Source organism: Pedobacter sp. WC2501, from assembly GCF_052682415.1.
This window is the reverse complement of sequence record NZ_JBQZFI010000001.1, coordinates 1,292,339-1,305,510: the sequence shown is the minus strand read 5'-3', so window position 1 is coordinate 1,305,510 and position 13,172 is coordinate 1,292,339. Positions and strand designations below refer to the sequence as shown.

Genomic DNA, 13,172 nt, shown 5'->3' with positions numbered 1-13,172 from the left:
TAACCATGAGTTATCAGATAGAGCTTAGGCATTTAAAATATTTTCAGGTTTTGGCAGAGGAATTAAAGTTTAGAAAAGCTGCCGACCGCCTGTTTATTTCTCAACCTGGGCTAAGCCGGCAGATTAAACAGATGGAGGAAATTTTTAATGCACCACTCTTTGACCGGAACAAGAAAAAAGTAACACTTACCGAAGCTGGCCTTTACCTTAAAGATGAGGTAGACTTTCTGTTCAGTCATATCGAGAACATCAAAAAACAGTTAACCAATATTACAGAAGGCAAACAGGGTGAACTCCGGATCGGTTTTTTAGGTTCGGCGGCACAAAAAATTGTACCGGAAGTTATTTTTAAACTGAACAAAGATTTTCCTGAAATCAGGACCAATCTGGATGAAATGCCCAATAAGTTACAGATCGAGTTGCTGGAAAAAGACATGCTCGACATGGGATTTGTGCGGATGCAGCAGTTTAAACCGGGCATTTCTAAATACATGATCCACCAGGATACTTTTTCGCTGGTATTGCCTAAAAGTCACCCCATGAAAAAGGCAAGTTTTGAAGCGGTAAAAAAACTGGGTAACGAGCCTTTCATTTTTTTCTCCAGCGATGACAGTCCATTCTACTACGACCTGATGATGAGTATATGTGAAGACCATGGCTTTAAACCCAAAACCTACCATAAATCGGTTAACGCGCTTACCATTTACAAACTGGTAGAAGAAGGTTTGGGCATTGCCATTGTGCCCACTGCCCTGCAATATGGCTATCAGGAAAACGTAAAGTTTGTAGAGCTTACCCATATTTCGCAAAGAACGGAACTTTATATGATCTGGAAAGAATCGAACCGGAATCCGGCATTAAAGAATGTAATTAAGTTGTTGTTGGAGGATAAAGTTTAGACTGTTTACGCTAGAAATTCTATTTGCTTTAAAAATGAGTAAAAAAGAAGCTTAAGTTTATCTGATTATATTTTTTTCAACTATATTTTGGAAAGCCTTTAATGTTTCGTTTGCTCTAAGAAAGTTGATAATGTTTTGTTCTTGTTCTTCCTCACGGCTTATGGCAGAGTTAATATAATCATCTCTATCAATTTTTGCGCCCGGAGATGTTAAATCCTGCTCATCATATTCTTGAGACTTCAGAATATGTATAATTTCTTCCATGTTAATCAATACTTCAGATATAGACTCAAAACTTTTATCATGATAAAATTCGATTATGGAAGCACACAATAGCGCTATTTGAACTGCAATTGTGGCATCTACTGTAGCATATTCTTCGTAAGACGGAGCCAACTCATAAAAATCCTCGGCTTGACTGTTCAGCTTTTTGTCAGGATCCGAAAACAGAACCCCAAACATTTCATCATAAAGGTTATTTATTTTTGCTTCTCCTGACTTAAACTTTGCGGAATACACCGAGGAATCATGACCAACCTCGATGCTAAACTGATGATACAATTGCTTTACACAGCCTAAACAGGTTAGCAAAAATTTCATCTGTATATTGAAATTTTCTTGATGTAAATTTTCGACAACGTTCATATATTATTATTCTATTCATTATCCTAAACTTAAGAATTTAGGGTAATACTATAAAAACAAATCAACATCCTCCCCAAACTGATTTTTAAGTTCAGAAACAACTTCGTCTATTGTCGATTTCTTCTTGGTATCTACGGTTCTTTTTACATGAACACAGCTTTAGATAACTTCTCAACGTCATCATTTAAATCAACTGGCGTATCAATATAAATAAAAGGTAAAAATTTATCAAGAAAAGGATGAGCAATATAACTATTATTTAATCCTTTCTGCTTTCTCAATAAAAGCAGCGATATGATTTCTATTGGAAAATAGATCCAATGATCGATATGGAATGGATAGGTTAAATCTTCTGATTTACTATGGTTGATATGAAAATCTGCTAAACCATAAACCCATTCAGAGACAATCGTACTATCTTCTGAAAACAAATTTTCTAGCGCATTAAGGTATGGCTGAATAATATCATCCTTACAATACTTAAGCATTTTCTCCGAATCGCTAGAATTATTTTCTTTTGCCAGATAATGAGCCAGATAAAGTACATTATCCCTGCCATAACTACCATTCATAGGCCTTACATTCTTGTTTCTTACGGATGCTCTAAAATCAAGCCCCCTAATTACACAGGATTCTATCAAATCAAGCTTCTCCGGAAAATAGGAAATAGCGAATATGTAAATCAATGCAATATCGGCATCTAGGAAAGGGACGCTAGTGCTTTCAAGTTTTTTTGAGGCAAGTATGAAAGTCAATAAATCTAAATAATAGGCATTTAACAGCTGTTTGTAATTGGCTAAAACGGGCTCTTCTTCAAAGCCTATTATTGACTCTGCTATTTTTTCTGAAGAATAGGATGAAAGAACGACTTCTATACTTTCGATAACAATTTCTTCTTCTCCAAATATGACTTCTTTATATTCAAAACTATTCTTTCCAGATTGAATAAAAGCATTAATGTTTTCGATGTTGCGCTCATCATTTACGACATTCTTCTCCATCAACCTTGTTTTTAAAAATTCTTTTAATAACTGACTTTTAAGTTCGGAAACAACTTCGTCGATTATCCCTTTCTTAAAAAATAAATGACTCGTGCAGGTATATTAAACAAAAAGCTTTAGAGCGGGCACATCCAGCTCTCCCTTAAGTACTGAAATATATGTTTCAAAGAACTCGTCTAATGAATCAGCCAAAACAACCGTATCCTCATATTCAGGTTCACTTCCTGTAACGATATGTCCTTTATCTTCCCCGTCAAGAACAATTGCGACATACGAATAGTCGCTTTTAACAGACATCATGAAAGGTAAATGGTTGTTCCAAAATTCGATCACGCCCTTTTTCTCCTCTTCGTTCGAATATTCTAAACTTTGCAATTCAAATTCATTCCAGGCGAATCCCTCTCCATTATTTAGCTTAAAGTAATCCTTTAACGAAATAAACCATATGTTATCTTCAGCATTTGCAAGCAGATCAAAATACTCGACAAAGTCAAGAAATGATTTAGGAGTTTTAGATATTCTTTCCTTTACCATATCTTCAGCTGTAGCGGTATTTATCTTCACTTGATTTTCTTCAAATCGCCAATTACACGCTATAAGGGTATTAGTAAATTTTATATGATTCATAACAATTGGCATTTGAAAAATAAATTTTTATTACATGGCGATACCTTGTATACTAAAATTAATTCTTTCTATGATGTATAATCAAATTGTTTTTGATCAAGTAATTCTAATCTTAGGCCTTCGATCGAAAATCAAAAATATTTATAAGGATATTTCAAATAGAAATCATTGCTAATTTTTTCTAAACTACTAACGAATAATTCTTGAATTTCTATTGGCAAATTATCCTCATGATCATCCAATTGTTCTTCAAGCTCCCGATATAAAAAAGCGGCCTGAAGAAATACGAGAAAATTAATATGAAAATCAAGAAATTCATCAATAGAATTATACTCACCATTGTTGTGATCGTAAAACAAAATCGTTGATTTTTCTATATTAATAAACCATTCATCTCCCTGACCACTTCGCCCAATTATCCAAATCTTATCATATAGTTCTGGATAATTTTTCTCAATATATTTATTTTCATTTAAAGCATCTTCATAGCTAAATATTTCTATGTCTGGTGTGATTTCCAGGCCTTTGTATTCCGATAAAAATTTTAAATATAGACGATCTGATACTGGCACTTTAATCAGATCCTTGATTTTATTTTCCCTACCCTGAAATTCTTCAAAAATTAGGGCTGAATTCCTTTTTTCGAACATCATTGCCACTTAATTTAGTGATTATTTGATTATATCTGTTATGCTATCTTATCACAATATCTCAATCATTAAGCATCTTGATTTCGAAACAGCTATGTCATCTTAATTATGAACCCTTTTTAGCTTTAAACTCAGCAAACTTTTTTTCGATGAAGGCGAAATCGTTAATCGCTTTTTCTTTTTCTTTACTCTTATCGTACTTCTCTATCCATTTCCGGATTCCTACAGGATAAAAAGCAAAACCTTCTTTGGTTAAATCAGATACTTTAATTTCAGAGTCATCATCTGCTTTTTCATTTTCTGACAGTATAACCTTAGTGGTTAATCCCTTGTCTTGAAGAAACTTTACAATATTTTCAAAAAATCGATATTGCATCTGTTTATATTCTTCCGTTAATGGAGGAGTGGATTTCATTTCCGTAACCCATCCTACTCGTTTAATTACTCTATCTTTTTCCATTAGGTTTAAAAGATGTAAATCATTCTTCCACATACTCTGACAAAACATCAAGAGCCTTCAAAAGATATTCAACATCATAATTGGTTGTAGATTCTATTTCAAATAAGGTATCTTGAATTGTACCCTTATTAATTTCCCGAATTTTTAAAATTAATTTCTCTTCAATATAAAAGTTAAAATTGCTTTTGAAAAACTGTAAATATTTTATTTGATCGTTTAATTCAATGTTAATTTCTTCTTCATATAAAATTGAAGACAGTGATAAATACTTATTATCATCCGAGACAAAAGTTATTTGGATAAATTCATCCCAATTTTCACGATCATTAAAGGTTATTGTGTTAAATTTAAATACCATTTTAATTGCATTTTCAATTGATGATATCTTTTTAGTAAGCGGTTGCACTAAAACTGTTATTCGAATTACAAGCCAACTTTCTGAAATTAACTTAAATTATCTTCAATTAATCTTTCGAATGACGGTGCTATTTGCTCTAGAGTATCATCATCATGATTGTAAATTAAGACTTCTCCATCAGAATTTATCATTATGGGATCACCGTTACCCTCAACAGAAATAACATAACTGTTTTGTATTTCTGGACATCTATTGTCATAGGCATAATTCTCACGAAACTCTTTCGTTAAATCTACAACTGTTTGATCGGAAAGCATTTCGGAATTTTTAAAACCATAAATAGGAAGGCCAACAAAACTGCCTCCAAATAATTTTAAAAATTCTATATAATCCTTATCAAAGTTTACATTTAGTTCTTTTTCCGCTATAGCTATCATATCACATTCAGTCGGTCCTCCCCTAAAAATGACATTTTCATCATTCGATAAAAAATCTTCTATCTTTCTAAATAATGTGTTATCCATCTCTTCGAATTTTATTTAAGTTCCATAGATTCATTTCAATAAAGACCGATTGAAAAATGAACAAAAGTCGAGTATATAGTCTGAGCGGAATCCCATCTTTATTTCCATTTTCCCAGAATGCGTTTTTCTAATTGTTGGGTTAGTTCATTCAAAGGAATTGGGATTTGTTGCGCTATAAAGGGCAGAAAATCTTTTAACAAAGGATGCGTAATAAAATCAATCGGCAGACCTTGTTGTGAACGCAATTGTAGTAGTGTTATAATTTCTACAGGGAAATATTGCCAATATTCTCTATTGAAAGCAAATGTATGATCTTCCTTGCTATTACATAGATGAAACTCTGCTAACTGAGTTACCCAATCATTAACTATTTGTACATCATCTGAATATAAATTTTCTGTCGCAGTGATATATGCTGGATGGGGAGTTATACAAAACTTAAGAATTTTATCTCTTGCATCAGCATTTCCAAAAATCCCTAATATAAATGCTGATAAATACAAAGTACTTGAACGCCCATATTCAGATTTAATGGAATAATTTAAAATTTTTTGTGAGTTAGCTGATAAATAACCATTTAAGTACTCCGCTATCATATTTAATTTATCATTAAAGTATCCAGCGCATAAAATAACTGACAGAGAAATATCTGTATGTAATTTTCCTGCTAAAAACGACCCTTCTTTTTGGCAAAACATTCCCAATAACACATCCTTATAATAGGCTTCTAAGAGGTGTTTAAAATGCTGTACATTTGTCTGTTCTTCAAATTTTTTAATTAATTGTGGAATTTCTATTCCATATATATATCGGCTCAGCACATAATAAATATCATGCCTAACAACCTCTTTCTCTCCAAATACGATTTCCACCGACTCAAATATTTTAGTGCCGTTAATAATATACTCACTAATAAATTTCTCAATTGGAACACCTTCTGAATCTATTGAGGATAAAGATACATTACAATACTTTAATACCCTTTTCTTGATAGCGGTCAATTCTTTATTCATATTCTGCAAACTAATTTACTTACACCCTTTTTGTATCTTTGACACCTCATCCCAGTCGGACAATAGCGCGGACTTCACTTTAAATCTTCCTTTAGCGCCTCTAACTACGAAAATATCTACTACTCGCTTCTCACCTATGTTATTTAATATCCTTGTAGCCTCTGTAGAAGTAAGCCCAAAGTCAGAAATATTATTTTTAGTTAAAATATCCTTTATAAAATCATCCGCTTCAAGCTGCCTCGCCGATAATTTTCCAACGTTTCCTGAGATATTGGTTTTTACTTCAAAAATATCAAATTTTCCATCATGGCGCATACCCACAACATCAATACCATGACCAGACGCATTTTGTACATGGAAAACACTGGAATATTTATTAGAATTTTGTAGCGCCTCTTTCGTCCATTTTTCGCCGTAATCACCTAATGCCTGCTGAAAGGTCTTTAAGCCAAATACATCTAATTCATAATTACTATCAAAGACATAGCCATAAATTGAAGGATTTCCGCCCCATAAACCAATTGGATCCTGTGAGATATAATTTCCTTGCTCTGGATCATAATACCTAAAACGATTATAATACAGTCCCGTTTCTACATCCTCATACTGCCCTTGATACCTAAATGGCACAAAGTTTCTTTCACCGTTAAGTTTACGTATTTTTCTATAACATCAAACCTTATTTCACTAACACAAGGCTTTAGCTGGTCTGTTTAAAAGTATTCCAAACCTTAAAACACTTAATTCAAAGGATTCCAAATTCATTTTTCTTTATGGCATTAAAGACTTACATTTTCCATAAAGCGATCAATTCCTTCGCAAATATAGATGCTGTTTTATCATCTTTCTTTTTACTAAAACCTGTTAATGCTAAACCAATTTCAAAAAAAACTTTGAAACAGACCGAGTTAAATGGCTTTTCAACCTGTTTAAGTTTCTCAATAATATCTTCAGTCTTGAAGATGTTTAAATCGTGATAGGTAAGATTGATGAATTGATTTTCATTGAAAGATACTTCGTTTACACCTGACTTTTTTGCCTACTTAATGGATACATCCTCATAGATAAGTTCAGTTCTTTCTAACGTATCCTTTATTTCTTTTTGAGGCTTTCCAAATAATATCTCTACATCTTTTCTTGACATTCCGAATCTAATCGCCCCCATTGATTGGTATGGGACAATAATGAATTCCTGATTTAGAATATCCATAACTTTATTTACACTTAATTTTTAATGTTTTGGCTTGATTTTACTCATCAAATTCTTTTTATGAATAATCAATTCTTTAGTGTTTTATATTTGTTATCTGGCAAAAAGAAAAAATAGGTAATTCCCTTTTAATCCACTTTGTCAAACGAGCAAGCAGGCATTTTATTTAAAATGACTCCAATCTTTTTGTCAAGAATAGCAAGATCTTCATAAATATTTTTAGACATTGATTAAGCGATTAATTAAACAAATTAACATCCTCTCCAAACTGACTTTTGATTTCAGAAACAACTTCGTCGATTGTCCATTTCTTCTTAGTATCTACAGTCTTTTTAACCAATTGATATTTTACGTCTAAGGCATCTTTATAGCCTGTTGGAATCTGAGGTTCTTTTGCCATCGGCGTTTGAAATAATTCATGAGTAACTGCAGGGATATCAAGACCTAACTTTTTTCTCACTTTAATAACATTTATAAGTTCCATGGGAACCAGTCCACTGGCTAAAAACTCTTCAGTTTTATAAACATCTTCTTTTCCTAAACTCAGACCATTTAAATGATATTCGCACAGTTCATCCCAATAAGTGGATTCGATTTTCGATAAATCATCCCAATTGTCGATTAACCGCTGATATATTCCATAGCCTGAACCATATTCCAAAACTCTATCTTTTATAGGGTTTTTCCCCAACCATTTTTCAATTAAGAAATGGATTAACTGGGTACTTGGATATACTTTTTGATTTTTATAATCCTTGTTGGTTTTGTATTCATCACGGTTTAAATATTCCTCCGCTTTTTTCAATAAAATTTCAATCAAATCTTCACGTTCTATGTAAAGGCTATATTCAAGTGCGGCTTTAATGTGGTCGATAAAAGGGTCGTTAATATGCGACATGGCCCAGAAAAGAGCCGTTCTTTCAAAGTATTTCCAACAGCTTTCATCTTCCTGGAATAATAAGTTTTTAGCAATGATATGAGTTGAATACGGTATGCCCTCCAAAACACCATAAACAATATGTGTATATTTTTTTAAAGTGTCTTTATCTGTAAAATTTCTATAACTTCTTAAGAAGCCATCCTGATCTCTATCGATCTCAATTTTTTCACTATAGTTATAGCGCTTTATTGCTTTGTTTATCAGAATATTTTTGAATAAAGTCATATCAATTATTTACAAGTCAATTTTATTGATCTTTTATTAACATTAATCTGGAGTAACTTATTTTTAAGATTACCTTTATTTTTAGCTTTAACAATCGTGTCTAACAAATCATCTTGATATTGAGGTTTATTTGCCCATCTTCCATTTGTATTACCCGTAATCTTTGTTATGTTATTATTCGTCCACTGGGGCATATTATGCTTCCCAGCAGGCATATTGTGACTTGTTTTCACCTCAATAACATGTATATCGCCATTGGCAGTTTTTGTAATTAAATCAAACCCGTGCCCTGAAGCATTTTGAACCGAGCCTAATATGTTATGTCCTTGGCCTTTAAGATATTTTGCAGCAACCTTTTCACCCCAATCACCCATCCGCATATCTCCCACCATTTGGGTTGCCAAGCCAAACATATCTATCTCACTATTCGTATCATAAACATATCCATAAGTTGAAGGGTTATCTCCCATCAATCCAATAGGATCCTGACTCAAATATACTCCGCTTTCTGGATCATAATACCTAAACCTATTATAATACAGTCCTGTTTCTACATCCTCATACTGCCCTTGATACCTGAATGGCACAAAGTTTCTATCACCGCTAAGTTTACGAATTTTTCCATAAATATCAAGTTCACAATCCCACACTTTTTTACCAGCATCATCATAAGCTTGTACTGGAGTGCCTAAATAATCACTAATAATAGAATAATATTGGCCATTAACGATTTTGGCACTTGGGGTAAATTTATTCTGATCGTAGACCCAGGTAATTAAATCATTGTCCAGTGGTTCCGTTTTATCGTAGCTGAGCAATCCATCTTCATTAACCACCAGGTTAGGCCGCTCTTTTAAAAGGTAATTCCATTCGTGGAGTAGTAAATTACCATCCCAAATATAGCGATACACCATATTTTTAACAATTTTGGCTTTCCTTCTGCCTAAGGCATCGTATTCGAAACTGATGATTTCGCCGTGTGGATTTTTAACGGCTTTCATCATGCCATTAGCGCCCCAGGCATAAGCCCAGTCGCCCTCTTTCCATTCTGGCAAATCAGGTTCGGCATCTGCCAGGATATCCAACGTTTCCGCTTTAGGGATATCGGGATCGGCCATTCCCCAGTTTAATTTTTTACCAAATAAGCCATTATCTTCTGGTTCGGCAATTTCTTCTTTAGCCAGGCCGATAATATTACGTTTACTTTTTTGTACCAGGTTGCCTTTGGCATCGTAACGGTAATACCATTGGTCATCTTTAAGCAGTTTACCACCTTTATCGTAACGCCTGTCACTGCGATCAGCAGTTTTATATAAGTTCCCGGTTTCATCAGGATTTTTATAGATGACTTTGCCGTCATCGCTATAACTTGCCGAAGCCAGACTGCCAAAAGTATCGTATCTGTAATTGATGCTGCCACCCGTAATGCTACTTAAGCAGCTATTGAGTTTATCGTTCGGCCCCCAGGCGTATTGTTTAAACGCGGTAATGGAACGGCTGGCTTCAACCTTCTGACTAATTGGATGGCCTTCGTGATCATAATCGAAAGTAGCTTTTATCCCACCGCTTAAACTGCGGCTGGTTTCCTGTCCGTTTTTATTCCGGCCAATGGTTGCAGTCCATTCTGCTGACCCGCTACTTTTCGCGGCAATGCCATTCAGATAACCTATTTCATCATAATCGTATTGAATATCTGCACCTAATGAACTTTTTAAACTGGTTAGGTTGCCAAAAACATCATATTGATAATTGATCTGGTAACCATCCTGTATTTCCTGGGTAATCATACCCAATGGGTTCCGCTTAAAATTAACTGAAGAAAGTTCGTTCTCTGCAGCAATGAGCAAACCGAGCTTATTGTATTGAAAAGCTTCGTAGGTACCATCTTCATATCTGCTATACACCAACCGGCCACTCAGATCGTAATTGTGGTAAATGGCCTTCCCATCGGCCTGTATGGTTTTAATGATCTGCCCATCCTGGTTGCGGATGTATTGTTGCTCCTGGCCATCAAAACCAATTTCTTTCACCACATCATCATTGGCATCCCTTAAAAAAAGATATTCTTCGCCTTTTTCGTTGGTAATGGCCTTTAAATTTTCCCATTGATCATAGGTAAAATGAAGGGTCTGGATGTTCTGGCTGGAGGATTGACTACTTCTTTTTTGTGTTTTTAAGCTGCCCATTGGAGTATAGCTCATGTACCATTCTTCACGCCCATCTGTAGCATAAACCGGCAGATCGTAAGCATCGTATTCGAAGCGCAGGGCTTCTTCTCCAAAATCTTTTACCAAAACCACACGGCCCATATCATCGCGTTCCCAAATTGTGGTTTTATCACCATCCGGACTAAAACGGATCAAACGTCCATAATCATCATAAGTCCAGCGGCGGATATTGCCTTCACTCGAAACCGATTCAATCAGTTGATTTAAGCTGTTATATGTCCAATGGACTTCATAGCCATCATTGTCACGGCAAAAAACAGGTAATTTTTGTCCATCGGTATAATAAAAATCGACTACCCTATTGTCTTTTTGAACATGTTTAAGCAGTTGGTTCTGCTCATTATATAACCAGGTTTCATTTGAACCGGCCGGATCACTCCGCAGAATGAGGTTATTGTTTTCATCGTAGGCATATTGATATTTCTCGCCATCTGCGGTGTGGTAAGTGGTAATATTCCCGCGTTCATCATATTCATAGCCGATTACCCTGCCTTCAGGGCTCGAAACCATTTTTTCTTCGTTATAGCGATCGTGTTCATACCAGGTTTCGCCACCTATGGCATCCACCTTTTTGTAAACCAGATCGTTTTCATCATAATAATAACGTTCTGTTTTACCATCGCGGTAGTACACTTCGTTATATCCTTCTTCCGGGAAATAGTTTATCGATCCGCTCATAAAACCGTCTCTGCCCTCAGTGTGGATTACGCGGCCCTCTGCGTCATAAGTCCAGAAATAAGCCATCCCGTTTCGGTTGCTTCTTTTAACTACCCGATTATGGTCATCGTACTCAAAACTGATGGCTTTGCCTGCCTGATCGTAAACTTTGATCATGTTGCCACGCTGATCGTAATCATAACCCACCAACAGGTCGCTGGTATTTTTATAGTGATAATAAACTGCGTTAATTGCTGTACCCGATTCATTATGCTTCATTTCGAGCACACGACCAGAATTTTCTACAATCCGGGTTAAAAGTTGTTTTTGATAATAAAATATAAGGCTGGTACCGTTGTTATATTCGATCTGATTAATGCGATAAATATCACCATCTGGCCCGCCGCTAAAAAGTGTGTAGGTATAAATATCCTGATCGATGGTAAGCACCCAGGTATTTTCATCAGGCCTTTCCATCCAGAGTTTTTGCGCACGATCGTATTGTTTACCTGAATATGCCTCAATATAGGGCAAAGGCATCACCATATTTTCAGTTGGATGACTAAACCCTGCAATGCCGGCTTCCGGATCTGGATAGATATAAAGGTCATAATTGTTGTAAACCTGGTTGCCCAGCATGCCCGCATAAGGTTTATCACTGCGCCACACATTGTTCCAGGCCAATGTATGGCCGCCCGGCAGTTCAAAATCGGTCCATTCAAAAAACATAGCTCCTGTAACGAAATTTACAGGCTCCAAACCAAAGTGGCATTTTAGTTTTTTGAGCGGGTTGCCGCCAGCAAACATTTTGCCAAGCATTTTTTTCACGCCTTTTAATGCCGCCTTAGATAAGGCTCCCCCCAATTTTGTAAGCCCCCTCATAATACCAATGGCCGCAAAACGCATTAAATATTCTTTTAGTGTATAATTATGCGGTGCAAATGTACCTCCAACCAACACGGGTTTACCGGTATTAATTTGCACATACATGCTCAATAAATCGCTATAAAAAGCGAAATAAGCCAATGGATTTTTCTTTAATTTACCTGGTACGGTTGGGAGCGGTTTTAACCCCATTGGTGGACACCAACAGGTTAATACTTGTCCGGGGTTAGAACCACTCATTTCTGAACCCTGACCTAAAACGGTAGTGGAACCCCAATATACTTCGCCTTCGTGTGGTGAACCGGGTATGTTTACAATAAAATAAACGGGTATAGAGGTAATATGCCTGAATGGAAGCAAAACGCCCATTACACTGGTGGTTGTAGTGGCTTTATGCCTGCCATGTACAAAAATTGAACCACCCATTGGGATACTGGGCATACCAATTAAACCCTGTGCAAATTTTGGTACGGGAATATTAAAACGGAGGTAATCCATCGGATCGAACACCATGCCAATAAATGGGTGTGGTAATGGCAGTGGAATAAAGCCAAATGATGGTGGAATGGGAATGGTTGTCCAATGGAAATCAATAGCCAGTACCACATCGAAATGTTTACTTACATGCTGTACCGCAGTATTGGTCATAGCTGGCTTTTTAGCTTTTAAAAGCTTTAAGGGGCTTTTTGCTGCAGGCGGATTACTGCCCGGGGCAACAGCACCACCGCCGCCACCCACAGCTTTTGGTTCGGCTTTGGTTAAGCTTGCAGATAGGCTTATTGACCTATCGGTTGACATATTCGGTTTACTCGCTTTAATCTTTTTCATCTGCATTTTTTTTAGGGTGATG

The 13,172-nt window shown here is 35.6% G+C and carries 13 protein-coding genes; 1 reads left to right on the top strand and 12 read right to left on the bottom strand.

Annotated features, from left to right (window positions below; all coding sequences use genetic code 11):
* The first annotated feature begins 5 nt into the window (after nucleotides 1-5).
* Nucleotides 6-899, top strand: a complete 894-nt coding sequence (locus tag ACUN24_RS05625) for a LysR family transcriptional regulator (protein ID WP_445561617.1) — start codon at nucleotides 6-8, stop codon at nucleotides 897-899.
* A gap of 57 nt (nucleotides 900-956) precedes the next feature.
* On the opposite strand, the gene ACUN24_RS05620 is transcribed toward ACUN24_RS05625, so the two are convergent.
* The 12 genes from ACUN24_RS05620 to ACUN24_RS05565 all read right to left on the bottom strand — a co-directional run bounded on the left by ACUN24_RS05620 (nucleotide 957) and on the right by ACUN24_RS05565 (nucleotide 13,150).
* On the bottom strand, nucleotides 957-1,544 hold the full coding sequence (locus ACUN24_RS05620; protein ID WP_445561616.1) for a hypothetical protein: 588 nt from the start codon (nucleotides 1,542-1,544) through the stop codon (nucleotides 957-959).
* A 143-nt stretch (nucleotides 1,545-1,687) separates the two neighbouring features.
* Nucleotides 1,688-2,545, bottom strand: a complete 858-nt coding sequence (locus ACUN24_RS05615; protein WP_445561615.1) for a hypothetical protein — start codon at nucleotides 2,543-2,545, stop codon at nucleotides 1,688-1,690.
* A 102-nt stretch (nucleotides 2,546-2,647) separates the two neighbouring features.
* The gene (locus tag ACUN24_RS05610; RefSeq protein WP_445561614.1) at nucleotides 2,648-3,172 is read right to left on the bottom strand and encodes a hypothetical protein; all 525 of its coding nucleotides are present in this window, start codon (nucleotides 3,170-3,172) and stop codon (nucleotides 2,648-2,650) included.
* A 131-nt stretch (nucleotides 3,173-3,303) separates the two neighbouring features.
* Entirely contained in the window at nucleotides 3,304-3,825 is a 522-nt protein-coding gene (locus ACUN24_RS05605) for a hypothetical protein (protein WP_445561613.1), read from the bottom strand.
* 103 nt (nucleotides 3,826-3,928) lie between these two features.
* Nucleotides 3,929-4,282: a cyclopropane-fatty-acyl-phospholipid synthase gene (locus tag ACUN24_RS05600; protein ID WP_445561612.1), complete on the bottom strand. Its 354-nt coding sequence runs from the start codon at nucleotides 4,280-4,282 to the stop codon at nucleotides 3,929-3,931.
* Nucleotides 4,283-4,301: 19 nt separating this feature from the next.
* Complete coding sequence (locus ACUN24_RS05595; protein ID WP_445561611.1) at nucleotides 4,302-4,688, bottom strand: hypothetical protein; 387 nt, start codon at nucleotides 4,686-4,688, stop codon at nucleotides 4,302-4,304.
* A 38-nt stretch (nucleotides 4,689-4,726) separates the two neighbouring features.
* Nucleotides 4,727-5,164 carry an SMI1/KNR4 family protein gene (locus ACUN24_RS05590; protein WP_445561610.1) on the bottom strand — a complete coding sequence of 146 codons (438 nt, stop codon included), beginning with the start codon at nucleotides 5,162-5,164 and terminating at the stop codon, nucleotides 4,727-4,729.
* Between the two features lie 98 nt (nucleotides 5,165-5,262).
* A complete protein-coding gene (locus tag ACUN24_RS05585; protein WP_445561609.1) occupies nucleotides 5,263-6,177 on the bottom strand; it encodes a hypothetical protein in 915 nt (304 codons plus the stop codon).
* A 15-nt stretch (nucleotides 6,178-6,192) separates the two neighbouring features.
* The gene (locus ACUN24_RS05580) at nucleotides 6,193-6,807 is read right to left on the bottom strand and encodes an RHS repeat-associated core domain-containing protein (RefSeq protein WP_445561608.1); all 615 of its coding nucleotides are present in this window, start codon (nucleotides 6,805-6,807) and stop codon (nucleotides 6,193-6,195) included.
* 409 nt (nucleotides 6,808-7,216) lie between these two features.
* Nucleotides 7,217-7,387, bottom strand: coding sequence for a hypothetical protein (locus ACUN24_RS05575; RefSeq protein ID WP_445561607.1), 171 nt, complete (start codon nucleotides 7,385-7,387; stop codon nucleotides 7,217-7,219).
* Nucleotides 7,388-7,625: 238 nt separating this feature from the next.
* The gene (locus tag ACUN24_RS05570; protein WP_445561606.1) at nucleotides 7,626-8,552 is read right to left on the bottom strand and encodes a hypothetical protein; all 927 of its coding nucleotides are present in this window, start codon (nucleotides 8,550-8,552) and stop codon (nucleotides 7,626-7,628) included.
* A gap of 5 nt (nucleotides 8,553-8,557) precedes the next feature.
* Nucleotides 8,558-13,150 (bottom strand): RHS repeat-associated core domain-containing protein, encoded by a 4,593-nt coding sequence (locus ACUN24_RS05565; RefSeq protein WP_445561605.1) that lies wholly within the window; start codon nucleotides 13,148-13,150, stop codon nucleotides 8,558-8,560.
* Nucleotides 13,151-13,172: the final 22 nt, after the last annotated feature.